Genomic DNA, 23847 nt, shown 5'->3' on the forward strand with positions numbered 1-23847 from the left:
ATCAATGACAGGCATGTCGACTATTAATAGCCACTGATAGTCTTGGGCTAAAAGCCCAGCTAGAGTTCAGGGCATTAGAGGTTTAACTGGCGAGGTTTGCGATGTCCCGCACGATCCGTTTTCACAAGTTTGGTCCAGCCGAGGTGCTCAAATGCGAAGAGCATGCGGCGTCTCTGCCTGCACCGGGTGAAGTGCAGGTGCGCGTCGAAGCCATTGGGATCAGTTGGTACGACACGCTGTGGCGCCAGAACCTGGCACCGTCCCACGCACGTCTGCCGTCCGGCCTTGGCCAGGAAATGGCGGGTATCGTCACCGCTGTCGGTGAAGGTGTCGATGACTTGGCAGTCGGTGACAAGGTCGCCAGTTTTCCGGCCGAAAGCCCCAACGACTACCCTGTCTACGGCGAGCTGATCGTGCTGCCGCGCACATCACTGACCCGCTATCCCGACGTACTCAGCCCGATTGAAGCGAGTGTGCACTACACTCCGCTGCTGATCGCCTATTTCGCTTATGTCGATCTGGCGCGGGTCAAACCCGGGCAATTTGCGCTGGTTACCGACGCCAGTCACTGCGCCGGCCCATCGTTTGTACAACTGGGCAAAGCCCTGGGCGTACGGGTGATCGCGGCGACCAAAACTGCGGATGAACGTGAATACCTGCTGTCGCTGGGTGCCGAGAAAGTGATCGTCACCGAGGAAGAAGATCTGCTGATGCGGATCAACAAGATCACCGACAACCGTGGTGTGGATGTGGTTTTCGATGGCTTGGGTGGGCCGCAGATGTCGCTGCTTGGCGATGTACTGGCGCCTCGGGGCAGCCTGGTCCTGTATGGCCTGCAAGGGGGCAACCAGACGCCATTCCCGGCCTGCGCAGCGTTCCAGAAGAATATTCAGTTCTTTGTGCACTGCATCGGCAACTTCACCGGCAAGCCGGAACTGGGCATCATCCAGGATCAGGTGGCATTGCACCGTGCCTTGCGCGACATTAACCAGCTGACCGCTGACCGCGTGGTATTGCCACTCAAGACTCGGGTCTTCCCGTTTTCCGAGTTTGTCGAAGCACACCGCTACATGGACGAATGCCCATGCCGCGAGCGGGTTGCGCTACAGGTCGAACCGGCCTGATCCCCCCAAAAAGTCCGTGCTTGCACGGACTTTTTACTGTCGGCACCTTGTGCCATGAGACACCCCATCGGCCTGCCGACGGGCCGGTTCAGCAACTGAACTGGTTTTTGCTCTCGATCTGTAGCTTCTAATCAGCATCTAAGCCCTGATAATTGAATGATTACTTTCATCTCAAGGAATGAGTCATGGTCAGGTATCAGATCGATACTTTTCGCTATGCAGCACTAATACATATCCAAAAAAGAGTGGGCTGTTACGCCGTTACCGAACAATCGCGGGCAACTTCTTTCTTTATTTTTTGTATTACGCGTCTGTGGGGCTCTGTCGGAAACTTCCTAGGACGTCGAGCGCAAACGGAAGAAACCTTGCCAGCCGGGCGTTTCCTCAGCGCAGACGCTATTCAACACGTTGGTAACGTCCAAACCGTTCAAATCTTGGCCAGAAAACTTAAGTGCTAACATTTGGCAATCATGTTCCGTAACTAAATCATCTCCAGACAATTCCTTGCGCTGTGCATGCAGTTGTTGCGCGATATCGAACTTATGAGCATCAGGTAAATAAAAATGACCAGCATCCATGATCAAGCGATGAACTATGTCTATCAACAAGTGTTGCAGCGCCTGCTGGGTTTTTTTTCCCGTGCCGAACGAACTGCGTTGCAGTTGTTGATCCAGCGCCTGGCAGTGGCGGCTGGCGGTATGGATCAAATAGCGGACTTCAAGGTGCTGGCGATCCAGTCCGGTTCCCGTGACAGTTGCTACACCCTGGCGATGCTGCGCGCCGCGCAATTGACGATCGCCACCCGGTCCCCGGCGACATTCCAGCTGCGAGTGGCCACCTTGCGCTTGAACAGCACCAGCACGACGGCGCTGGAAAACATTCATCGGACGTGCAGCGCGTTGTTCGTCTTTGACGATCCACGGGTCGAAGTGCTGATGGTCGATAACAGGGAAGTCCTGCCGTTCGATCACGTGGCACCGACGTCCAGGGCCGGGCGCGAGTCCCATCGAATGAACCAGTTGATGATTGGCCATCGTCGTGTATGGGATCAGCCGCTTGATCTTTGGGATGACGGCTATCTGGCCACCGGCGAGTTCTATGGGCAAATTGCCCGCTGGAACCACGGCGTCGATGCTCTGGTCAGCGGCGACGCGCTTCGCCAACAGAAGCAATTTATCGAAGGGTTGAGACGTGCCATCGCGAAAGCCGGACTTGAGCCATTGAGCCATGTCCAGCCGGGTTACGACGGCCTGTTCGCTTTGCTGGACGAATTGGGAGGCGACTGCTTCCGCGCGTTATATGGCGAGCACGGCCAGGCACCCTGGCGTCCGGCCGATCAGTTTGAAACCTGTCGGCGTACCGCGTTCATCAATATTCACGACATTCTGGTCAATAATCTGGAAGACCGTTGGCCATTGTTGACCGAGTTTCTCGGTTTCCAGGCGGACGAGTTGTCGACTCAGCTCAGCGACAATGAATACGTGAGTCTTGATGTTCTGGCGCACGTTCGAGGGCTGCAAGCCTGCTTCGTGCAGGGGCAAACCTATGAGGAGGGCGTCGCCCGATACCTGCAGCGCACCTTGGTGATGATGCGCCGCAAACAACTGCCGGAGCGCCTGTGCGAGCAGGCGGTGGAAGCCTTCGGCAACCCGGCGACACTGGCTGAGCAACGCGCACGTACGGCGGCCGAGATCCAGCGCAATCTTGGCTTGAGCGAGGCACAGCTGCTGTGTCTGCTGTTTGCGCCTTTCGTCGACAGTGGCGCAAACCTTGAGCGCTTCCTGCGTCAGTGCCACCCCGGCATGCTCGTGGCCATGCCCGACCTGCACCGGGCCATGCAGGGGCAACCGGTCGCCGAGCAGGTCATGCAATGGATGGTTGATGTCAGCGGCTTGCCGGTCAGCCTGATCGGCAAGCTGTACCACATGAGATCGGTATCCGCCCATGAGGGCTGGGCGGGCGAGTCAGCAGGTGCCGATACGCCGTCGCACATTGAGGGCAGCGAAAATGCCGCTCCCGTGACGAGTGAACGGTCGGCGGGTCGGTGAAAGTGAGCTTCAGACGCCTCATCATCGGCCATCTCCCATGAAAGGGCCGCGGGAAACGGATTTTGCTTATCAGGCGGTGTACCGCTATCTGACCAGCCTGATCAGCGAGCATGCTACTGATGCGCGCGTTCGCCTGCCATCGTTGCGTCAACTGGCCCAGCGCCTGAACGTATCGATCTCGACCATTCAATACGCCTATACATTTCGCGCTGTCAACGACTGTGTAAAAACAATTTGAGCCATGAAGTGGCCTTATGGCGAGGCTTGCAGGTGGTCGCCATTGCTAACTGGACGAATTTACGCTGTAAACGTAAAAATGGCACCGAAATATACCCGTCTGTTTACACTTTTCAAAATTGGGTCGAGACACCCTGAAATCTGGGTGTTCAAGGCTCTCTCAATGACCGTCGTGTAAGTGTGAGCACAATGCCGGGTTACCTTGGAAGCAAGGAGAGGGGCACCACAGTTTTTGCGTGCCCTTCGGGAACGGCTGTCGTAAATCGAGCCGCTTTGCGTCTCGACCCTGTCGGGCGTCCATCCGCACGCCTTTGGCCATTCGACCTGCTCGCTCCGCTTGCTCTGCGGTTGGGGTTAACGCCTTGCTATATGGCTAGCATGGCTAGCGTCTCTACACGCGGATAGGCTAGACCAACGTGAGCACTTAATCGTGGCCTCTCAAGGGGCGCTTATAGCCTCGATCACCGTGGGTGAAGTAGCTAGGACTTCCTCCAATACTCCCTCACCGACGTCAACGCCAGCCCCAACTGCGTCGCTACCTGTTGTTGCGTCGCACCTTCCGCCTTAAGCGCCAGCACAGCTCTCTCGTTATCCACGTTCAGCGGTTTGCCGCGGCCTCGTTTTATGAGACTACCGTCTGCATCGAACTGGTCAGCGAGCACCTTCATCCCCCCCTCAGCTTCGAAAGCAGCCACGTCGGTCAATGCACGGCCAATTACAGTCAGCGGTTGCTCACCCTGGCGTTGTGCAATGGAGAGGGCAAGCATCGCGATCGGATCTAGGCCGAGTGATTGCGCAAGCTCGTCAAATTGCTCGACGGTGATGCTGGTCTGCGCGTTCTCGAGGGCACTGACTTTACGTCGGTGGGTCGCATCCGAGACGTCAGCGTACCTGGCGCGCCGGACGAGACGGAGCGCCCGAAGTACGCCTGCAAATGCGCTTCTCAGTTCCATGACTTTGCTCAAAAGTCAGGATATAGCCATAACTGAGCTTTACGAATAAACGTCAATATAGTGTATTATCCGTACATTCGAGCGCTTCGAGGCATGGCGCACAGTGATCGAGAGCGAGCGACAGGTCATCGCCAGCACCTCTCGGCAGGGTCGTTCAGGCTGAGCCCTTGGGGAGCACGCCAACTTGAGAGGTTCAGCAGAGCGCTCCATTACACGAGATCCAGCGAGCGAAAGCGCGGATTGTGATCATCCAGCCCCGTTCGCTAGCAAGAGGTTCCGGAGACCGGCCTCACAGCCTATGAAGAGATCCGGCTTTGAACGCAGCAGATGAGTTAACGGAGATTTTGAAGTTGAGCACAGATCAAAACGAAGGAAGTGACGAGCTACTGGGCGGCCCCGGAGAGCCCCGTTACGGATCCCTCGACTCAGATGAGAATTTGATAGAGCTGGTGAAAGCGCTCTATCCGCGTAAGCCGCATTGCCTGGTGGACGACTGGACGATTTTACGAGCCGATGTCACCGATGAGGAACTACAGAAAATTCAGTCGGCCGGGCAGCTACCGTTGGTTTTGTTTGCTCACAACGTGCGCTTCGACAGTCAGCGTCGTTTTGATGTCGGCGATTGGATGCGCAGCACTTTTGCGGTTTCCTTTGAAGAAGGGTTTCTCTTCGAAACGCGGAATACCGTTTACGTGCTAATGGGGAATGGCCACGAAAAGTTGGTAACTCTCAAGACAATTTTTTCTTTTTTCTAAGTGATGCGTTGCCCCGGCAATGACCTCCCGTAAGAGTCAATATGTTCAGAACAGTAGACACTGAAATTGCAGGTTTCCCGGGTATGTTTGGGGATGGCCTGGCTCACTGGCATAGCGTGTCGCGAGTGTTGAACACGCACTGGTATCACGTGGCGGTAAAAACAAGACATGAAGACCGCTTTGCAGACACGGTCGAATTTTTGAACGATGAGACCAGGTTGCATGAGCTCATTTCATCGCAAAACGAGGATTTCGTTATTACTGAAGTGCAAGTCCAAACTCCACCCTGGATGAATGGCGGCCAGAGCTGGCGTATGGAAAAGTTGAATGCAGTGTCTATCGGTTACGACCCTAACAGCGTTGTTATCTGCTTGCTTGAGGTAGAGAGCGGCGTGGTTTACACGGACGCTCACGATAGTTCGTTCGACGCCCAATCTTTAACCAACGTCAAAAAGATCTACTGATCAACGGTCGCTGCGGAGGCATCATGCACAAAGATATCAACACGGAATGGCACTCCAAACGGCTTTCGGATTTTCACATCAAGCGGATAATTCGGGCTCAGAGGTATATGCATGATGCCTCCATCACAGCTTATTTGAGCGATGTTTTCATAGCCGACGGTACAGCGGTTGGAGTTACTTATGGGCATCAACGGGTTGACGAGTTGGGTCGGTTCGCTGATGGGCATATCATGCGTACCTCCCACATTCGTTTCGCCGCGAAAGTAGGGCCGTTCTGGGTACTGACGACCATGAATTCGCGCTACGTCATTGCCTCGTTCAAGAGGGGGGACGGCCGACCAAGCTTTCACAACCTTCTACGCTCAGCCGTGGGGGAGGTGGATGTGCCATCGCCAGCCATCCACTGATCGATGCGCCTTGTTCAGGACAGGTACTGAACCCTCAGTACCTTGGCTTTCGAATCCGGTTGAGCGAGGGCATCCGAGTCCGTGGGGTAATTTCGCAGTTGCTCGAATTTAGCCTCGACCTCCCTGATGTTTTCGCACTCTGAATAAGCCAATTCATGCGTATCAATGATTTCATGTCGGACATTGCTAATTGCAGCATTATCCCAAGAAAAATCGATCCGCAAGATATTAACGATCATGTAGTCAATTAAGAGCTTCAATTTATGCCTTGATGTCGAGAGGAGTAGGGCGCGGTTAATTGTTCCCCAACATGACAATTGTTATCAAGATATGGGCTCAAAAATAAATCGCTTTGCAGCGAGTATAAACTTCTGTAGTTAGAGTCGATGGGTTTTAGTGTTCATTTGTACAGTCGATTTATAATCGAAACTCTCTGCGTTGCGCCGTATTTCATATCGGTTTCACGCCAGGGGGATACGCAGTACCTCCCTTCAAAAAATGATGGAGATTGGAAATGGGAAGGGGTGATGACGACACCGTTTTTTGCAATGTCCAGATGCCGTTAGGTGAGGGTCGAGAGCTGTTGAGCCTGGTCACGGTATTGCGCGAGTCCGGAACACATCCAAACCTTGATTTGGTATTTCAGCACATGCAGCTCGAGCTCAAGATGTCGATTAAAAGTGTCGAAAACCCACCGACCTGGGGCGCGGGTGAACCCACCAAGCACTGATAGGCCCGGCACTCATTCGCTGCCTTTAGGTGATCTGGCAAAGCTAGGCGCTTACGCGAAGGGGCGACTCAATCGTAGCCGCGCATCCTGATCCCGTGCCGCGGGTTCACATTTTTCTAGAACACCTGACAAATCAGCTTGAGGATCCACCAATGAAGGTTCACGTGCTCTCGGATCTACACCTCGAGTTTTCTAAATTCGTGCCACCTACGACCAACGCAGATCTCGTGATTTTGGCGGGAGACATCGACACAAAATGTCGTGGCGTGGAGTGGGCAAATGAGACCTTCACGTGCCGGGTTATTTATGTCTGTGGGAACCATGAATTTTATGGGGGCCATATCGATCACACCCTTCGAAAAATGCGAGACGCCGCCGCAGCCCATGTCCATGTCCTGGAAAACCAGGTGTGGATTCAAAACGGAGTACGATTTTTGGTCACGACGGCTTGGACGGATTTCACATCTACTGGCGACAAGATCGCGGCTTCAATGACGTGTGCAGCTTTGATGAATGATTTCAGGCTGATCCACGCGACGGAGAGTTTTCGCCGACTGCGCCCAGCAGATGTGATCGAGCGAAATCGCGTGGCTTTTGACTTTCTGAAGCGCGAGCTCAGCGAGCCATTTGACGGCAAAACCATTGTCGTTACGCATCATTGCCCTGTCCCCGAAGCGGGCCGAGAAAAGTACTACGATCATCTTAGTGCGGCATATTTCAACAGCTGGCACGCTCTTCTGCCGCTGACAGACGTTTGGATTTTTGGTCACACGCACCAAGCTCTCGATACCGAGCTGGATGGATGCCGAATCATTTCGAACTCCCGTGGTTATCCTGAAGAAGAGACGGGGTTTACTCCCGATTTGACTACAGAAATCTGATCGCTGAGGAGGGGGAGACTAGATGCACTGGATCAAAACATATGGAGCAGAGCTGTCTGACTTCCGGTTGTACAAGCTGCCGACGGTCATAGTGCAAGCACGCGCAGCTATCAATGATCCTGACGTTGTTGGCTATTTGCTATGCGCATTGGAGCGTCCCCCGCGCATGACTGGGCTTCTTTTTTGCGATCACGCCAGGGCCTTTCCGGAAGGGTTGCCAATCCATACGCAATCCATTGCTGATCGATACAAGCGTGATGGCTATGAAATCGTGATTGCAGCCGATGGCGGTAAGTATGTCGTAGCCCACTGGCTTTATGACAATGGCGCGTTAAACCGGTTTGATCGAATTCACTGAAGTCGGTATCGAATGCCAAGAGGGTCGAGAGTAGGGATTCCCTAATAGCGTGTTAGAGGCAAGGGAAATTGATTTCGGTGTCCGGATCACAGGGTATCTCTGCTGTGCCGAAATTCAGCCTCCATGCATGACCGGTATCGTTTTTTTTGAAACACGAGGTCGCTTTGAAGATGGCAGAAGTATCCGGACATCAAGTGTCCAAAGAGTGTTTGAGCTCGCGGGTTACCAGCTTTGTGAAACGAGCAACGGGAGTCGGTATGTGATTTGCCACTGGTTACACGAGAACGGTGCCAAGCCTGTAAGGACAACCGTTCACTGAGCTAATGATGTCGCCACCGGAGACATGAAGGTGGGAGCGGTTACCATCGTTCAACATTGGGTGACTAGAAAAAATGCTGTTGGAAAATTACATAGAGCCTTTCCGAGAAGCTGCGGAGCGGACTGACGCTCTAGCGGGGGGAATGTCGAACTACCCTTTGAAAATTGATCCAACCTTCGACATCGATTTGGGGTTGGTCGTTGCCGAGATTGCAAAAGCGTTCTCGGACTTCCTACCGCACACCGAGGTGTTGCCAGGAAATTGCTTTCAAATATCACGAGAGCTCTCCTATATTTTTTTGAATCTCGGAATCAGGCACACCATCACGATCGGAGACGTAGAACTATCTGATGGTCTCTATCTGGGGCTGAGTGTTGAAAAGCTCGTGAAGGATGTTACTGACGGCGACAAACTCGATTCCGTGGACAACCTACCTGCCAGTAAGCACGCACATGCTTGGATCACGCTTGAGAATGGGGTGGTCATTGATGCCACCATCCTCGCGTCACTGCATCGCAAGAGGTCGACTCCCAACAACGCTTTGTCCTTTGAAAATGCTGTCTATTATACCGGGAAGTCAGATACGCCAGTGATTCGACACATGCCTGTGATGACGGGCTTCGTCTATCAGCAGAAAGTGCTGGCAGCTTTTGGGGACAGAGATTTGCATAACTTCTCGCAGTGGTACGAGGATTACGCGCTGATAATGTCACGGCTAGACCTAATGCGATTAGTACCTGGTCGATCGTCCCGGTGAGCCCGAGGGGCCCTGTCTCTCGTAACCGCGAAGCGTTCTGTTCAAATCCTTCACTAATGATTGGTCAAGTGGAATGCAACAGGAGGCTAAGTGGATAACGATGCGAAACGCTGGACAGCAATATGCCAAGATCCCGGGGATGGTAGTGGCGACCTTATCGTCGACTTACCCCCAGGTTTAATCGCTAGTTTAGGGCTGAGTGTCGGTGACGTTTTTACTCTTGAAGTGATCAATGGCGTGATAGTTTTCACGCCAAAGTCGAAGGACTCAGATCCAGGCTGATGCAATCATGCACGGCTAAATTGACTACTGAATGGTCGTCGCGCACTGAGGATTACACGAATGTCACTGGTGTACGAGAGACAGAATTTCACGACTCGGGGGGGATCACCTTTCGACAGGGTATTGCAGGTAATCACCGAGTTCGGTCATTGCGTTTTCGACAGCTGAGGTATTCACCGTGAAAGACTCTCGCACCCTTATAAAAGGCACTGATGACGGCTTGCACTCACTCGCTGAAAAGGCGGGAGATGACCATTCTGTCTCTTTAGTCCTCCAACGCCTGGCTGCCGATATCGAACACAATCCGGAGAAGTTGAGGGCCGTGGACGCACAGCTGGTGGCCCGCATCCAGTCCTTAGTGCTCGGTGTTGATGCCGATCTCGATGCACCGCTTTTGTCTGTCGATGATTGACCCGCGTCGACTACTTAAATGGGTGTGAATGGGTGTGTAATTGGGTATGGACTGTTTGCTCCAAGTGAGCACGGTCAGCATGGTGCAACCAATTGGGTAGGCTCGTTCGTGGAGAATCATGTCCAGGGCACGAAAAAGCCGAGAGCCGAAAACAGAGGCTCGCAGAAATCTATGTTCAGAAAGTAAGCTGCTACCGCCACCTCCAACGCCACAGAAAAGGGTGTTGGAGCAGCCCATTGAGATGAATATGATGGATATCGAGCAGCTCGAGATCGTGCCGATGCAAATCCGCGTGATCAAACATGTGCGCAAGGTCTACGCCTGCCGTGGCTGTGAAACCGCACCGGTTACAGCGGACAAACCGGCTCAACTAATTGAAAAAAGCATGGCCAGCCCTAGTGTCCTGGCGATGCTGCTGACGACCAAATACGTCGACGGCTTACCGCTTCACCGCTTCGAAAAGGTGCTGGGCCGCCACGGTATCGATATCCCACGCCAGACGTTGGCTCGATGGGTTATCCAGTGCGGCGAACACTTGCAGCCGTTGCTAAATTTGATGCGGGATCGGCTACTGGAAAGCCGCGTCATCCACTGTGACGAAACGCGTGTGCAAGTGCTGAAGGAACCTGATCGAGAACCGAGCAGCCAATCCTAGATGTGGGTGCAAACCGGCGGGCCGCCGAATCAGCCTGTGATCCTTTTTGACTACTCGACCAGCCGGGCGCAAGAGGTTCCGTCGCGCCCGCTCGAAGGTTATCGCGGCTACCTGATGACCGATGATTACGCTGGTTATAACGCCTTGGGCGCGCAATCCGGTGTCGAACGTTTAGGCTGTTGGGCACACGCTCGACGCAAGTTCGTCGAGGCGCAAAAGGTGCAGCCTAAAGGCAAAACCGGGCGTGCCGATATCGCCCTGAATCTGATTAACAAGCTGTACGGTATCGAGTGAGATTTAAAAGAAGTCGGCGATGAACATCGCCACGAAAGCCTACAGCAAAGCAGCCTGCCGGTGTTGGCGCAGTTGCAAACATGGCTGGAGAAAACCCAGCCACAAGTGACGACGCAAAATGCACTGGGCAAAGCCATCAGCTACCTGACCAGCAACTGGATCAAGTTGGTGCGCTACACCGAAACCAGTTACTTGCCGATCGACAACAATGTGGCAGAGCGTGCGATCAGGCCCTTCGTTATCGGGCGCAAGAACTGGCTGTTCAGCGACACGCCCAAAGGCGCGACGGCCAGCGCTCAACTTTACAGTTTGGTCGAGACGGCTAAAGCCAACGGCCAAGAGCCTTATGCGTGGCTGCGCCACGCACTTGAGCGCCTGCCACAAGCTTCGAGCGTAGAAGACTTCGAGGCCCTGCTACCGTGGAACTGCACGCCGCAAATTCCAGGATAGGCATAGATCCCCACCTCTAAAATGTGGGGTTCATGGCGCGCTTACGAAGCTGCTCTACTGATTCGTCGTATCGCCCAACAAAGCTCGCGTAGTCTTCATCAGGCTCATCTCCTTTCCAAACTGTGCCTTGGTGCTAAGATGCCATCATCCTCCAAGGCTGTCAGTGGACTGACTCCGCTTAGCCAACACTTCAAAGGAATGAGATATGGGCTGGAAAGGAACGTTGCGTTCGATGCAAGCAGCTTCGCGTAAAGCTGATCGTAATGCCCAGCGCAGGCAGCGTGAGCTCCAGGCTCGCCAGAAGGAGTACGCCAAGATGGAAGCCTTGGAGCAGGCGGCTTACGAGGTCGAAGTCTACGAAAACCAGATCGATGTTCTGCTTTCGGTGCACAAAGAATGTGGAGAGGAGATTGACTGGCAGTCGTTCGTAGATAGGGCTGAGCCAGTAAAACCTTCTTTCGCAGGTACACGTGAAGCGCATGCGAAATCTCGCGAGCAAAGCTACGCTCCTGGATTTTTCGTTCGACTGTTCAAGCTCGAAACGCGCCAGCGTAAGAGCCTGGCCACCGCCATTGAGGCGGGTCGCCTTCACGATGGCAAAGATCATGAAGCCGCTGTCGCGAAGTGGCGAGTCGAGCATGACTCTTGGCGGCAGGAATTCACGATCGCGCAGGGCGTTCTGAATGGTGAAGGGAAGGCGAAGCTTGAAGCGATCAAGCTAGTCGACCCTTTTACAGACATATCTCATCTCGGCACATCGATCAAATTCACCATAGGGGACACGGGGCTCGTAGAAGCGAACCTTAGCGTTCATGGCGTTCGGGTTATTCCTGCTGAGGTGAAATCTTTGCTGCAGAGCGGAAAGCTTTCAACGAAGAAGATGCCGGCAGGGAAATACAACGAGCTTTTGCAGGACTATGTGTGCAGCTGTGTTTTGAGGGTAGGGCGCGAGCTTTTGTCGATGCTCCCTGATGACCTTGTGATCGTGACGGCCGTCGACGACGTCCTCAATTCCGCGACCGGACACATCGAAGAGTTACCTATTTTGAGTGTCGCAGTGTCCCGGCGCACCTTGGAGTCATTGAACATGGACTCGATAGATCCGTCCGACTCGATGAAGAATTTTGTGCACAACGCATCTTTCAAAAAGACAGCCGGCTTTCAACCAGTTAAGGCATTGGATGCTCGTCAGTTCGCCACCAGCGCCTAACAGATAAACGGTATAGGTGAACCGCTTTTGCACTGGCAAATACAGCGGACTCGCCTTTGGATCCCGTTATAAGATAGTGGTCATTTCTGGCGTCTACTTGCCGCGTTGAGCCCACTAACCTTGCTCCGCGTTCATGTGCGCCACCACGTAGGATAGGGGAAGCGCATGGACGAGGCCGCAGAAATCACGGTTGAGCCTGAAGTAGAGCCAGTCAAAGTTGTAAGCATTCACAGTACCGTCGTTGCAAAGCTAAATCTCGCGGATTATCAGAACGCCGTTCCTGTTATTCGGGAACTGCGAGTCATCAATGAAACAGCGATCAAATACAACGAATTAGTACTGACGCTGACGGCCTATCCTGAAGTCTTCAAGCCCAAGATCTGGCGTATTGATTCTCTAACTCCAAACGCGTTCATGCCTATCCCTGGTCACGACCTCGTTTTGGATGGTGCCCTACTAGGTCGGTTGACCGAAGCTGAAAACGCCACGCTTACCTATACGCTGACCGCGGCCGACGCGTCTGCTGACTCTGGTCGGGCGGAAATTGCTCGTCTGGAATTGGCATTGGAGTTGCTGCCGCGCAATCACTGGGGCGGACTCTCTCATCTTCCTGATATGACAGCTGCATTCGTTCAGCCGAATGACCTTGCTGTTGAGCGTTTGCTGAAGCAGACGGCAGAAGTGTTGCGTCAGAGCGATAAAAACTCTGCTCTTGATGGGTATGCCGGAGGCGCAAAACGAGCTTGGGAACTGACGTCAGCCATTTGGGCTGCTGTTGCGCGTATGAAGCTGGATTACGCGCTGCCTCCGGCCAGCTTTGAGCAAACCGGACAAAAAGTACGTAGCCCCAGTCACCTCACGGAACATGGCTTAGCGACGTGCTTTGATCTCTCTTTGTTCTTCTGTGCTGCGATCGAGCAGGCAGGTCTCAATCCTGTTCTGGTGTTCACAAAGGGGCACGCATTTGCCGGCGTGTGGCTCAAAGCTGAAGAATTTTCTACAACCGTGATCGACGACATCACGGCTGTTCGAAAGCGTTTGAAGCTCAAAGAACTAATGCTGTTCGAGACCACGTTCGCTACTCAGCATCCTGTGCCACATTTTACGTATGCGACCGATCGTGGCGAGCAGTTGCTTGCGGAAGGGCAGGATGAGAACTTCGAACTATTGTTGGATGTGCGTAGAGCGCGCCTGCAGCGAATTAAGCCATTGGCCAGTGCTGACGCGCAGGTTTCGAAGTTGCCGACGGACGATGATATCGCCGGTGGTTCGGAGCTATTAGTCGGTGTTGCACCAGCATTACCAGATGAGGCGGTTACGGTCGAGCTGGATGAGCGTCTGCTTGATCCAAAAGATCGTCTGGGGCGCTGGCAACGCAAGCTACTGGACTTGTCGCTTCGCAATAACTTGCTCAACTTCAAGGCTGGGAAAAAGTCGTTGAAGCTTGAGTCACCCGATCCTGCGGCTCTGGAAGATCTCCTGGCGAGCGGTAAAAAACTGAAATTGCTGACACGTCCCGACCTGATGGATGGGGCTGATCCGCGTGACCAGGCGCTTTACGAACTACGTGAGCGAGAAGATGTTCGTCGTCTCCATGCGTTGGATGCATTGAAACGGAATGAGGTATTTGTCGGCCTTTCCAGCACGGAAATGGAAGCGCGGCTGATCGAACTCTATCGTGGCGCACGAACAGCTTTGCAAGAAGGGGGCTCCAACACCCTCTACCTTGCACTGGGCTTTTTGAGCTGGGAGCGAGCGGATAAGGGTGGACTGAAGTACCGAGCACGCTTGTCCTGATCCCTGTGACACTTGAACGCAAAAGCGCGCGTTCCGGTTTTTCCATGGTGCTGCATGACGATGAGCCTAGGTTCAACCCGACGCTCATCGAGATGCTTCGCCAAGACTTTGAACTGAATCTAGGGTCGCTTGAAACCGAGCTTCCTCGGGATGACTCGGGCCTGGATATTGATGCTATCTGGAAAGCAGTAGGGCGTGCGGTTAAGGACATCGCGGGCTGGGAGGTCGTGGAAGACGTTGTTCTGTCTATGTTCTCCTTCGCAAAATACTTGATGTGGAAAGACCTCGCTGAGAATGCCGATGCGCTTCGGGAAAGTCCGGTCGTGCGGCACCTGCTGGATACTCCGCGGGACGCTTTCCCTTCCGAGATTATGTTCCCCGAAGATCGGCGCCTGGACGTCGACTTCAACCCCCGAGAAGTGTTCTGCCCACTGCCATCTGACTCATCGCAGTTGTCCGCGGTGATGGCGGCTTCGAAGGGAAAAGACTTCGTTCTAATTGGCCCACCAGGAACCGGTAAAAGCCAGACCATTGCCAACCTCATTGCACAATCGGTGGCTCAGGGCCGACGCGTGCTTTTTGTCTCCGAAAAAATCGCAGCGTTGGATGTAGTTTACCGGCGTCTACGTGAGGTTGGCCTGGGTGAGTTCTGCTTGGAAGTCCATTCCAGCAAAGCGCGGAAAACCGACGTGCTTGCTCAACTGCAGTCGGCCTGGGATGCAAAGGGGGTCGTGGATTCCGCGACTTGGCATGCCGAAGCTGATCGTCTTCAGGCTTTGCGCGAGGGTTTGAACACATACGTTGATCGACTGCACAAACGTTACACGAATGGATACAGCATTTACCACGCGATAGGCGTTGTGTGTGGCGGCGTCTCCATTGCACCCATGAATATGTCGTGGTCATCGCCTCATGCTCATACCCGTGAAGATATGACCGCACTGAGGGAGCTGTCTGATCGTCTGGAGGTGAATGCCCAGGCCATCGGATATGGAGCACTTTCGACCCATCCATTGGGCTTGGTTGGGCAAGGAGAGTGGTCACCTTCCTGGCAGCAACAGCTAATTCAAGCCGCGCGAGACGTACTTCCAGCCGCGCAAGCTGCTATTCGAGCCGCGGAAAAACTCAGCACCGCCGCGAGTTTGCCTATCGCCACTTTGGTGCCTTCCGTTTGCAATGGCCTTTCGCTCCTTTCCTCAACGCTGCCGCTTGCGGCCGGTCATGATTGGCGATTTGTGCTGCGTCCAGATGGCCGCATGATTGCGCAACGACTGTCTGAGGGTAGTGAGCTGGTAGAAAAGCATCGCTTGCTCAGCCGGCAACTTGCACCGGTGTGGCCAATCTCGACAGTCAATGCTGCCGAAAAAGCCCTCGGCCTTTTGGGAAGGCGCCGTGCGTTGCTTTCGCAACTTAACCCAGCCTGGCCAGTGCAGACGTTTGAGACATTGAGCCAAGCAATAGAAATGCTCGACTGTATTGCGGAGCTCAAACAAGAGCTCTCCGTGACGTACACAGATATCGTCGAAACACTTGATGTACGCGAGTTACTCGGAGATTGGCAGCACGCTGAGCAGTCGTTCTGGCCCAAGTCACTGATTGGGACGCGCAAAGTTACAAAGACTCTCTCAACAGCCGTCTCCGGTGATGCAGAACCCGATGTAGCGAAAGACCTGCTCGTGTGGATTCAGATCCGAGACCTGCGCGAGAAGCTCGACGCAATGGAACTGGGTGAACACTGCAAGCAATTTTGGGACGGTTCATTATCGGTCGCGCAGCATCTTAAGGCTGTCATTCAATTACGGCAGGCAACGCTCTGCGTCACTGTGGATGAACCTTGGACAGATATCGGTTTTGAGGTGGTCGCTGAAGGTCATTGTGGCGAGCAGTTGAAATCAGACCTCGCGCATATGCGGTCTATTGTCCTGCTTGACCATGAGCTTGCGCCCTATTTTCAATTGGGAGACATCACAGAAGGATTATGGAAAGGGCTTAACACCGACTCGGAACTGCTGTTCGCTGCCATCGCGTTTCAAACCTCGCGTCGTCAAGTGGTCGAGCAGGGTGGGCTTGAGGGGGATCATGACCAAGTGGCAGCGGGTCAATGCGGCAAAACCATGCAGGCGGATCTTGCTCTACTTAAGCAACGACTTCTCGTTGAGAAAGCACTGTCGGAATTTGAAGATCTGGGTGCCGTTAGCTCAGGGCTGTGGACGGGCCTTAAAACCAAGGTAGACAAGGTCTCGGCCGCGGTCGCGTTCCAAGGCAAATTAGCATCCGCACTCGCTCAGCTCGGTACGACACCTGAACTTGTATCTGCTTATCGCAGTGCAATACAGATGCTGCTGGGCGACGCCAATTCACTGCTTGAACCCGAGGGCATGGTTTGCCAATCAGGCGCTGAATTGCGTCAGTGCTTTGAGTTACTCCGTCAGCGTGTGGATGTACTTGCAGCAGCGGGACTCTTTACAGAGTCAGGGCAAGCCAACATTCAGCAATTTACGCTGGACGCGCAACTCCAGCATTGCGAGTCCATGGTTCGATCTGAACCCGGTGTTCGTGCTTGGTGTGCATGGCGCAAAGTGCGTGAAGAGGCGGTCGGTGCGGGGCTCTCGAGCCTTGTTCAGGCTATGGAGGGTAACCTTGTTAAAGCCGGCGAAGTCCGCCACTCATTCGAAACCAACTACGCGCGTTGGTGGCTGAACGCGGTCGTCGATAACGAACCAGTCATTCGCGGTTTTGTCAGCGTTGAGCATGAACAACGAATTCGGGATTTCAGAGCCCTAGACGATCGTTTCACTGCGTTGACCCGGGATTGGCTGCGAGCGCGCCTCTGTGCAGATCTACCTAATCCGGAGACTGTCACTCGCTCCTCAGAGTGGGGTGTCCTCAGGTACGAAATGGGTAAGAAAACTCGCCATTTGCCTCTTCGTGAGTTGATGTCAAAGATTCCAGATGCGTTGACGAAATTGACGCCGTGCATGCTGATGAGCCCACTGTCGATTGCCCAGTACCTCACTCCTGGGGCGAGTGCATTTGACCTCGTCATTTTCGACGAAGCCTCGCAGATTCCGGTGTGGGACGCAGTAGGGGCGATGGCGCGTGGTCGGCAAGTTGTTATGGTCGGTGACCCTAAACAGTTGCCTCCAACGTCTTTCTTTGATCGCGCAGAGTCGACGGCTGATGATGAAGACGTTGAAGCTGATCTTGAGAGCATTTTGGATGAGTGCATCAGTGCGAACCTCCCGATTCGTCACCTTAACTGGCACTACCGTAGTCGTCATGAAAGCCTGATTGCTTTCTCGAACCAACGTTATTACGAGTCCAAACTCGTGACGTTCCCATCCCCCGTGACGAATGACCGTGCCGTCAAGCTGCATGAGATCGCGGGTGTCTATTCCAAAGGTGGCTCAAGAACCAATCTGATCGAAGCACGTGCAGTCGTCTCCGATGTGGTTTCGCGTCTGCGCTCACCTGGTTTCCGGGAAAGCAAGCTGACCATTGGGGTGGTTACATTCAACGGTGAACAGCAGAAGCTTATTGAGGATTTGTTGGACGAAGCTCGTCGTAAAGAACCTTCGCTAGAAGCTTATTTTGCGGACACCGAACTTGAGCCTCTATTCGTGAAAAACCTTGAGAGCGTTCAGGGCGATGAGCGAGACATCATCTACTTCTCGACAACCTATGGCCGTGATGCCGCTGGGGCCTTGGCAATGAATTTCGGCCCTATTAACCGCCCTGGTGGCGAGCGTCGTTTAAACGTCGCAATTACGAGGGCCCGGCACGAGCTATGCGTCTTTGCTAGCTTGCAACCTGAACAAATAGATCTCACGCGAACCCAGTCAATTGGTGTGCGTGATCTGAAGCACTTCCTTGAGTTTGCGCAGCGAGGGCCGCGAGCACTCGCTGAAGCGGTCACTGGCAGCGTTGGCGGCTTTGATAGCCCCTTCGAGGAAGCGGTCGCGAAGGCACTCACTAGCCGCGGGTGGCAGGTGCACACTCAAGTTGGAGTGTCTGCATTCAGAATTGATTTAGGCGTGGTCGACCCTGATGCGCCAGGTCGTTACCTGGCTGGTGTGGAGTGTGACGGGGCTACCTATCATCGCAGCGCTACGGCACGAGATAGAGACAAGTTGCGCGAGCACGTCTTGCGCGGACTTGGTTGGGAAATACTACGAATCTGGTCTACTGACTGGTGGATCAATGCCGTTGGCACCGCTGATCTTATCCATGAACGGCTAACCGCTTTGCTCCTGTTGAGTAGAGCTCAGCGCGCCGAGCATGAAGCCCGGGAGGAAGCCGCCCGATTGCAGGCCGAAACCGCAGTAGTGGAGGTAATTGAAGTGATCGAGGAGGTCACAGGTCTGTCCGAGCCGTTGATATCCGAGAGCTCCAATGACGAAACGGATGCCCCTCAGAGTCAGCAATATGCAACATTCGCCCTGGCACCTCCGCCGGAGGGAGGCTCGCATTCGCATTACATACCCACGGAGGTTGTTTACTACCGGGAGTCCGATCCTGCGTCTGTTGTTCAGGGAGTAGATCCGGATGCGTTTTTTGAGTCGAGTTACTCCGGCGTTTTAAGCGCACTTATCGAGTATGTGGTTAGCCAAGAAGGGCCTATTCTCGATGTGATTCTTGCTCGCCGAATTGCCAGGGCTCATGGCTGGGTTCGTACTGGCTCCAAAATTCGGGAAAGAGTGTCGGCGATGGCTCAGAGTACGCATCGTATGACGATTGACGATATCGGGGATTTCTACTGGCCGAGCCACATTACTGACTCCTCTAACGTTGTTTGCAGACGCCCAGAAGATGAGGCAAGCATCCGGCCGGTTGATGAGATTTGTGGCGATGAGCTGGCATCACTCGCTCGAGAACTTCGTGCTAAAGGCAAAGCAGGGGAGGCTTTGCTGCATGCAATGGCAAGAGAGTTAGGACTCCAGAAGCTGACCGCACCCAGTAGATTGAGGCTAGAAAAAACTAGCTTGATAGATCGTTAGTGTGAACGACTGACATCGCTCCAGTTGACGGAATGTAGCTACCTTCAATGGTCAACGAGATGCTGGGGCATAGCGTTGGCCTGGGGGTTTGGTCGTGAACATAAGTTGAATGCATTTTTCTTTTTTGCTATCAAGGCGGCCTCACTCAGGAAGCTGCGCAATGGATAGCCCGCAACAATCCTTGGCCGATGCCTACCGCGATATACTCTCAGGCTTGCCGCAGCACTGGCTCGACAGAAGCCGATCCCACGAAGCAGAGTACGCCAAGCTCTCTGGCCTTTTTCTCCCAGGCACCTCGCCTGCATACTATTCCGCTCCGCGAAGGATTCTGGTGGTAGGGCGTGAAACCCGCCGCTGGGATGTGTTGAAAGGCGATGAAAAATTCGAGAGCCTAGAAACCTACATCGATAAAGCGATGGCTACACAGCAGGATCACCTCACCAGATTCATCGTTAAGCCCAAGGATCGAGGAGAAAGCTTCTTCAATCTGCTTCGTGACTTGGCAGACGGACACGGTACGCACGGTATTGCTTGGGCAAACCTGTTCTGTTTCGCCTGGAACAAAAAATCTCCCATGCGCTGGGAGCACTTTTCAAAATTAGTAGACATCTCGGAGCAATTGCTCAAAGCCCAAGTAAAACTTCTGCAGCCCGACATCATTATCTTCGCTAACGGCGCTAGCAGTGCGAAGATTCGCCAAGGTTATTTTCCCCATAAGGGTGAAATGAGTGTCTGTAGTGAGCTGGGCGACTTCTGCGAGCAAGGGATTCCGCGTAACCAATTGTGGCGATTCAAGTTGCACCAGCGCATTCAATGCTTTCGAATCCAGCACCCGAGCAGTATTAGCGCATCTTCTCGTGCTGCGCGACGATTCTTACTGGAACACTTGCGCGTAGGTGAATAGGGCGTGCGAGGTCAATTCACCTGCCAGATAACCGTCTCAGCATAATCATTCGACAGCAGGTAGGAGGGCGGCTCGAGACGCCGCCCACCTGAGCATTCAGATCTGCTGCTGGCCACCATCGACGAAGAGTTCGATGCCGTTGACGAAGCTGGCGTCATCCGATGCGAGGAACAGTGCGGCGCTGGCGATTTCCTCGGCTTCGCCGACGCGGCCCATGGGGATGAGCGAGGCCAGGTAGTCCAGCAGCCCTTGTTGCTGGGCGGCATCCGGGCCGGCCAGATCGACCAGACCTGGGGTGCGGGTTGCACCGGGGCTGATGGTGTTGATCCGCACCTGACGATCCTTCAGATCGAGAATCCAGTTACGAGCAAACGAGCGCACGGCGGCCTTGGAAGCGGCATAGACACTGAAAGCCGCGGTGCCTGCACTGCCGGCAGTGGAGCCCGTGAGGATCACTGAAGCCTTTTTAGCCAACAGCGGCAGGGCTTTTTGTACGGTGAACAGCACGCCTTTGACGTTGCGGTCGAAGGTGTCGTCGTAGTGCTGTTCGCTAATTTCCCCTAGCGCAACCATTGAGCCGCCACCGGCGTTGGCGAAGAGCACGTCGATGCGACCGTGGGCAGCGCCGATCTGGCTATACAGTTCGTCCAGCTGGTCAAGCTTTGTGGAGTCGACCCGAACGCCGGTGGCGTTGCCGACTGTTGCTACGGCCGCGTCGAGTTCAGCCTGGCGTCGGCCAGTGATGTAGACATGAGCACCTTCCTCGGCGAAGCGTTTGGCGGTGGCCAGGCCGATGCCAGTGGTACCGCCGGTGACCAGTGCGATTTTGCCTTCGAGTTTGTTAGCCATGACGTTTCTCCCGGTTTCGATTGAAGTGTTGCGAGTGATTGAGTTGCGGTGTGGGAGAAGCTTATCGACGGCAGATTGTTTTCAAAATAGAATTGTCCGCAATTCATCGTTGCAGAAATGAAATGAACAGACTTCCGGATTTCGAAGGGTTGGCGATGTTTGCCAAGGTTGCAGAAGAAGGTTCGTTCGCTGCTGCTGCGCGGGTCATGGGGGTCTCTGTGCCCACCGTGTCTCGTGCAGTCTCTCGACTCGAAGAGCGCTTGGGTGGCCGACTGTTCAACCGAACCTCCAGGCAACTGGCGCTGACCGAGTTTGGCGCGAGCATGGTCGCCAAGGCGGGTGAGATCTATCGGCAAGCCGAAGAGGTGGAGAGCGAAGCTCAGGAGTTATCCGTAGAACCCCGGGGCCAGGTGCGCCTGGCGGTGCCGATGTCTTTCGGCCTGCGTTGGGTCGCGCCGCTGATGCCGCAATTGATGCGTCAATATCCCGAGTTGTCGATAGACCTTCACTTGTCCGATGCCTCGGTCGACCTTATTGCAGAAGGCTTCGACGCGGCATTGCGGATCGCAGTATTGCCTGACTCGTCGCTGGTGGCTCGCCGGATATGCGCGGTCACCCAATACCTTGTTGCTTCTCCTGGCTATCTGGAGGAGCACGGACATCCCATCCATCCTCGTGAGCTGGCAGCCCGCAGTTGCCTCAGCTATGCGTATCGGTCACGCAGCCAGGTTTGGCGCTTTACCCATGACGACGGCACTGAAGAAGACGTCGTCCCCAACGGCCCGCTACGGGTGACCAACGCTGACGCCCTGTTACCCGCCTTGCTGGATGGGGTGGCCATTGCCGAACTTCCCGAGTTCATTGCCAGCGAATATCTGGCGGATGGGCGGCTGGTCGCCTTGTTGCCGGAGTGGCACATGATGCGTGGCGGGCTTTATTTCGTGACACCGTCGGCCCGTACGCGCCCCGTGAAGATCAAGGCGCTGTCTGATTTCTTCGCCAGATGTCTGGCAGAACCACAATGGCGGTGGCCATGACGAGGTGGTTCTTGGTATCACAAAAGTGAAATGATGTATTTCTATAGTTTCTATTCTCGCAGGCTACCGAATCTCATAACGTTGGCTGGCAGGCTCGGGAGACCGAGCCAACCCATCATCCGTTTCGGGAGCAAAATGCATGAAAAACGCCGTAGAACTGCTCCAAATGTATTTGGAATCCATCCAATCCCCGGGCACCGCCGCTTCGCTCTTCGCCGCAGATGGAGTGCTGGAGCTTCCTTACCTCGAATCCCTGGGGATCACCAGCAGTGTCCAGGGTAATGAAGCCATCGAATCTTTCATCGGTTCTCTGCTGGCCAAGGTTCCAGACTTCAAGTTTCGCAATGTGCGGTTCCTGATTGATACACCCGACCAAGCGTTCGCGGAATACAGCATCGAAGCTTTGGTGCCTGCTACCGGACGAATTTATCGGTAGATGTATGCAGGTCGCCTGGTGGCCAAGGGCGGCAAGATCCAGTTGCTTCGCGAGTCATTGGACACAGTTGCTGCGGCTAAAGCATTTGCTCCTTCTGATCCTGCTTAAGCACAGCACAGATCGTCACCCTAAAATACCGCAGCTCTGGACATCCGCCGATTTCCGCCAGCCGCGACGGGCAGCAGTCGATCGATTCTGTTGAAAAAGTCGGTTCTTCCAGACTGCCCACTACTGACCGCTGAAGATGCGTTATTTGCGCGCTGCTACGCGAAATCTGAGCCCGGAATCCTCTGCTCAATGTAAAGATTTCAGTCTCAAGCGCGTACTTTTCTACCGTGGAAATCTGGGCCGACTTTTTCAACAGAATCGATCCAAACCTGTCAGTCGTGACACGCAGAAAACGTCCCAAGCTGTGAAAAAAGCGGGCTCAGTCTTGAAGACTGCGTTGCTACGTAAAATGTGCTCTTAGGCCCCATTGCGTGTCCGGGGCCTAGCGGCCAATTGCGAGCGGGGCGTCAAGATGGCCAAGGCAACCGCCACGATGAAGAGCGCCGGCACGTCACCTACCAAGTGCCCCATTTGCTCCGGCTGGGTGGCCGCTTGGACGGCCATTATCCCTCCGTGTACGGCGCTAGACCACACGGTGAACCAGATTAGGCTCAGATTGGCTAATGGATCACGAGCGGCCAGGATCAAGAACACGCCAAGTGTGGCGTAGATGCCAACGATCATCATCGGGTAGTCCGAGTGACCGACGTGCCAGGCCCAGCCGGACGGCCAGAACAGCATAAGTGGGTAGAGAGCAAGGCACGCGAGGCCAGACAAAACCAGAACGACGCGTAAATACCTGAGGCGATCGATTGCGGTCATGGCGGATTTCCTCTTTGGGTCTAGTTCTAAATTGACCTCAGGTGGAGTGATAGCGCCTTTATGGGCATTTTGACAGTCGGGTGATCGATGGCCGAAGTCATCAGCAGGTCTGGAGTCAAACTGGATTCCAACGGCTGGGAAACGTCCTTTGCCGGCAATGTGGTTCTATGGGCCGACTGAGGAAATGAACAACAAGGCCTTCAAATTGCCAGACTTTGAGCTGGTCAAGTAAGCGTTGCTGGCATAGGCGTCAGAAGCTCCGTACGGAATCGCTGAAAACGCCGTGGGCTTCCACGTGTTCGTTACAGGCATTAATGGCTTCGCTGTTTTCTGCCAGCCATTGCTCGCACTGCTTCGTCCTGCTCCTGCTCCAAATGAATTTCGTCCTGATTCTGCATTGCGCTGTCTCCTCAACTGCGATAATCAGGCTCATTCTTAAGCAAGCACCCCATTTTATATTTCCAGAAAGACCGTTCCTGATTGCAAAATTCCAGCCCTGCACGGCTAGCCGCTTACGCGAAGAAACGACCTCATTACTGCAGGATAATTGCACTGGGGCGCACGCCGAGTTACACCCATTCTGACCAGTTTTTTGCATCAAATCTGACGCTGCAGGTAGAT

General features: G+C 54.2%; 21 protein-coding genes and 2 pseudogenes. 18 read left to right on the forward strand and 5 right to left on the reverse strand.

The features are described 5' to 3' along the window. Nucleotides 1-101 precede the first annotated feature (101 nt). Nucleotides 102-1124 (forward strand): zinc-dependent alcohol dehydrogenase family protein, encoded by a 1023-nt coding sequence (locus GQ39_RS07850; RefSeq protein WP_047528683.1) that lies wholly within the window; start codon nucleotides 102-104, stop codon nucleotides 1122-1124. A 335-nt stretch (nucleotides 1125-1459) separates the two neighbouring features. On the opposite strand, the gene GQ39_RS32275 is transcribed toward GQ39_RS07850, so the two are convergent. Further along, nucleotides 1460-1702: a hypothetical protein gene (locus tag GQ39_RS32275; protein WP_139213666.1), complete on the reverse strand. Its 243-nt coding sequence runs from the start codon at nucleotides 1700-1702 to the stop codon at nucleotides 1460-1462. Here GQ39_RS32275 and GQ39_RS07860 point away from each other — a divergent pair. Both GQ39_RS07860 and GQ39_RS07865 read left to right on the forward strand, forming a co-directional pair. Beyond that, on the forward strand, nucleotides 1688-3172 hold the full coding sequence (locus GQ39_RS07860; RefSeq protein ID WP_047528687.1) for a hypothetical protein: 1485 nt from the start codon (nucleotides 1688-1690) through the stop codon (nucleotides 3170-3172). The genes GQ39_RS32275 and GQ39_RS07860 overlap by 15 nt on opposite strands. Nucleotides 3173-3209: 37 nt before the next feature. Then, nucleotides 3210-3374 (forward strand): annotated as a pseudogene (locus GQ39_RS07865) (GntR family transcriptional regulator); the annotation flags it as partial. A 514-nt stretch (nucleotides 3375-3888) separates the two neighbouring features. Here GQ39_RS07865 and GQ39_RS07870 read toward each other — a convergent pair. Beyond that, nucleotides 3889-4362 (reverse strand): hypothetical protein, encoded by a 474-nt coding sequence (locus GQ39_RS07870; RefSeq protein WP_047528689.1) that lies wholly within the window; start codon nucleotides 4360-4362, stop codon nucleotides 3889-3891. 314 nt (nucleotides 4363-4676) lie between these two features. Between GQ39_RS07870 and GQ39_RS07875 the strand changes: the two genes are divergently transcribed. From GQ39_RS07875 to GQ39_RS07940, 13 genes and pseudogenes are all read left to right on the forward strand, one after another. Then, a complete protein-coding gene (locus GQ39_RS07875; protein ID WP_081997864.1) occupies nucleotides 4677-5117 on the forward strand; it encodes a DUF6957 family protein in 441 nt (146 codons plus the stop codon). A 41-nt stretch (nucleotides 5118-5158) separates the two neighbouring features. Then, entirely contained in the window at nucleotides 5159-5581 is a 423-nt protein-coding gene (locus GQ39_RS07880; RefSeq protein ID WP_047528690.1) for a hypothetical protein, read from the forward strand. 23 nt (nucleotides 5582-5604) lie between these two features. Beyond that, complete coding sequence (locus GQ39_RS07885) at nucleotides 5605-5988, forward strand: hypothetical protein (protein ID WP_047528691.1); 384 nt, start codon at nucleotides 5605-5607, stop codon at nucleotides 5986-5988. Nucleotides 5989-6502: 514 nt separating this feature from the next. Then, on the forward strand, nucleotides 6503-6718 hold the full coding sequence (locus GQ39_RS07895) for a hypothetical protein (protein ID WP_047528693.1): 216 nt from the start codon (nucleotides 6503-6505) through the stop codon (nucleotides 6716-6718). 152 nt (nucleotides 6719-6870) lie between these two features. Next, entirely contained in the window at nucleotides 6871-7599 is a 729-nt protein-coding gene (locus GQ39_RS07900) for a metallophosphoesterase family protein (RefSeq protein WP_047528694.1), read from the forward strand. 22 nt (nucleotides 7600-7621) lie between these two features. Further along, on the forward strand, nucleotides 7622-7957 hold the full coding sequence (locus GQ39_RS07905) for a hypothetical protein (RefSeq protein WP_047528695.1): 336 nt from the start codon (nucleotides 7622-7624) through the stop codon (nucleotides 7955-7957). A 461-nt stretch (nucleotides 7958-8418) separates the two neighbouring features. Beyond that, nucleotides 8419-9033 carry a hypothetical protein gene (locus tag GQ39_RS07915; RefSeq protein ID WP_152613974.1) on the forward strand — a complete coding sequence of 205 codons (615 nt, stop codon included), beginning with the start codon at nucleotides 8419-8421 and terminating at the stop codon, nucleotides 9031-9033. A gap of 460 nt (nucleotides 9034-9493) precedes the next feature. Then, entirely contained in the window at nucleotides 9494-9727 is a 234-nt protein-coding gene (locus GQ39_RS07920) for a type II toxin-antitoxin system PrlF family antitoxin (RefSeq protein WP_052193502.1), read from the forward strand. A 259-nt stretch (nucleotides 9728-9986) separates the two neighbouring features. Further along, nucleotides 9987-11126 (forward strand): annotated as a pseudogene (gene tnpC, locus GQ39_RS07925) (IS66 family transposase); the annotation flags it as partial. Nucleotides 11127-11331: 205 nt separating this feature from the next. Next, entirely contained in the window at nucleotides 11332-12336 is a 1005-nt protein-coding gene (locus tag GQ39_RS07930; RefSeq protein ID WP_047528698.1) for a hypothetical protein, read from the forward strand. Between the two features lie 165 nt (nucleotides 12337-12501). Continuing rightward, nucleotides 12502-14133, forward strand: a complete 1632-nt coding sequence (locus GQ39_RS33580) for a DUF4011 domain-containing protein (protein ID WP_330218065.1) — start codon at nucleotides 12502-12504, stop codon at nucleotides 14131-14133. 5 nt (nucleotides 14134-14138) lie between these two features. Next, entirely contained in the window at nucleotides 14139-19130 is a 4992-nt protein-coding gene (locus GQ39_RS07935; protein WP_330218066.1) for a DUF3320 domain-containing protein, read from the forward strand. Between the two features lie 160 nt (nucleotides 19131-19290). Further along, nucleotides 19291-20034: a hypothetical protein gene (locus GQ39_RS07940; protein ID WP_047528700.1), complete on the forward strand. Its 744-nt coding sequence runs from the start codon at nucleotides 19291-19293 to the stop codon at nucleotides 20032-20034. Between the two features lie 96 nt (nucleotides 20035-20130). Here GQ39_RS07940 and GQ39_RS07945 read toward each other — a convergent pair whose 3' ends face one another. Then, on the reverse strand, nucleotides 20131-20883 hold the full coding sequence (locus tag GQ39_RS07945; RefSeq protein WP_047528701.1) for an SDR family NAD(P)-dependent oxidoreductase: 753 nt from the start codon (nucleotides 20881-20883) through the stop codon (nucleotides 20131-20133). A gap of 122 nt (nucleotides 20884-21005) precedes the next feature. On the opposite strand from GQ39_RS07945, the gene GQ39_RS07950 reads away from it, so the two are divergent. Together GQ39_RS07950 and GQ39_RS07955 are read left to right on the forward strand one after the other, a co-directional pair. After that, a complete protein-coding gene (locus GQ39_RS07950) occupies nucleotides 21006-21920 on the forward strand; it encodes a LysR family transcriptional regulator (protein WP_047528702.1) in 915 nt (304 codons plus the stop codon). 139 nt (nucleotides 21921-22059) lie between these two features. Further along, complete coding sequence (locus GQ39_RS07955) at nucleotides 22060-22356, forward strand: nuclear transport factor 2 family protein (protein WP_236693083.1); 297 nt, start codon at nucleotides 22060-22062, stop codon at nucleotides 22354-22356. A gap of 465 nt (nucleotides 22357-22821) precedes the next feature. Here the strand turns inward: GQ39_RS07955 and GQ39_RS07960 are convergent, their stop codons facing one another. Continuing rightward, a complete protein-coding gene (locus GQ39_RS07960; protein WP_047528705.1) occupies nucleotides 22822-23226 on the reverse strand; it encodes a DUF6632 domain-containing protein in 405 nt (134 codons plus the stop codon). Between the two features lie 250 nt (nucleotides 23227-23476). Continuing rightward, nucleotides 23477-23824, reverse strand: coding sequence for a type II toxin-antitoxin system CcdA family antitoxin (locus GQ39_RS33585; RefSeq protein WP_330218067.1), 348 nt, complete (start codon nucleotides 23822-23824; stop codon nucleotides 23477-23479). Nucleotides 23825-23847: the final 23 nt, after the last annotated feature.

This window comes from Pseudomonas sp. 11/12A, from assembly GCF_000800055.1.
In the GTDB taxonomy this organism is placed as follows: Bacteria; Pseudomonadota; Gammaproteobacteria; order Pseudomonadales; family Pseudomonadaceae; genus Aquipseudomonas; species Aquipseudomonas mohnii.

What these genes read in the sequence shown, in the direction of transcription:
- GQ39_RS07850 (WP_047528683.1), top strand. Translation starts at nt 102, where the DNA reads ATGTCCCGCACGATCCGTTTTCACAAGTTTGGTCCAGCCGAGGTGCTC.
- GQ39_RS07860 (WP_047528687.1), top strand. Translation starts at nt 1,688, where the DNA reads ATGACCAGCATCCATGATCAAGCGATGAACTATGTCTATCAACAAGTG.
- GQ39_RS32275 (WP_139213666.1), bottom strand. Translation starts at nt 1,702, where the DNA reads ATGGATGCTGGTCATTTTTATTTACCTGATGCTCATAAGTTCGATATC.
- GQ39_RS07870 (WP_047528689.1), bottom strand. Translation starts at nt 4,362, where the DNA reads ATGGAACTGAGAAGCGCATTTGCAGGCGTACTTCGGGCGCTCCGTCTC.
- GQ39_RS07880 (WP_047528690.1), top strand. Translation starts at nt 5,159, where the DNA reads ATGTTCAGAACAGTAGACACTGAAATTGCAGGTTTCCCGGGTATGTTT.
- GQ39_RS07885 (WP_047528691.1), top strand. Translation starts at nt 5,605, where the DNA reads ATGCACAAAGATATCAACACGGAATGGCACTCCAAACGGCTTTCGGAT.
- GQ39_RS07895 (WP_047528693.1), top strand. Translation starts at nt 6,503, where the DNA reads ATGGGAAGGGGTGATGACGACACCGTTTTTTGCAATGTCCAGATGCCG.
- GQ39_RS07900 (WP_047528694.1), top strand. Translation starts at nt 6,871, where the DNA reads ATGAAGGTTCACGTGCTCTCGGATCTACACCTCGAGTTTTCTAAATTC.
- GQ39_RS07905 (WP_047528695.1), top strand. Translation starts at nt 7,622, where the DNA reads ATGCACTGGATCAAAACATATGGAGCAGAGCTGTCTGACTTCCGGTTG.
- GQ39_RS07915 (WP_152613974.1), top strand. Translation starts at nt 8,419, where the DNA reads ATGTCGAACTACCCTTTGAAAATTGATCCAACCTTCGACATCGATTTG.
- GQ39_RS07930 (WP_047528698.1), top strand. Translation starts at nt 11,332, where the DNA reads ATGGGCTGGAAAGGAACGTTGCGTTCGATGCAAGCAGCTTCGCGTAAA.
- GQ39_RS33580 (WP_330218065.1), top strand. Translation starts at nt 12,502, where the DNA reads ATGGACGAGGCCGCAGAAATCACGGTTGAGCCTGAAGTAGAGCCAGTC.
- GQ39_RS07940 (WP_047528700.1), top strand. Translation starts at nt 19,291, where the DNA reads ATGGATAGCCCGCAACAATCCTTGGCCGATGCCTACCGCGATATACTC.
- GQ39_RS07945 (WP_047528701.1), bottom strand. Translation starts at nt 20,883, where the DNA reads ATGGCTAACAAACTCGAAGGCAAAATCGCACTGGTCACCGGCGGTACC.
- GQ39_RS07950 (WP_047528702.1), top strand. Translation starts at nt 21,006, where the DNA reads ATGAACAGACTTCCGGATTTCGAAGGGTTGGCGATGTTTGCCAAGGTT.
- GQ39_RS07955 (WP_236693083.1), top strand. Translation starts at nt 22,060, where the DNA reads ATGAAAAACGCCGTAGAACTGCTCCAAATGTATTTGGAATCCATCCAA.
- GQ39_RS07960 (WP_047528705.1), bottom strand. Translation starts at nt 23,226, where the DNA reads ATGACCGCAATCGATCGCCTCAGGTATTTACGCGTCGTTCTGGTTTTG.
- GQ39_RS33585 (WP_330218067.1), bottom strand. Translation starts at nt 23,824, where the DNA reads ATGCAAAAAACTGGTCAGAATGGGTGTAACTCGGCGTGCGCCCCAGTG.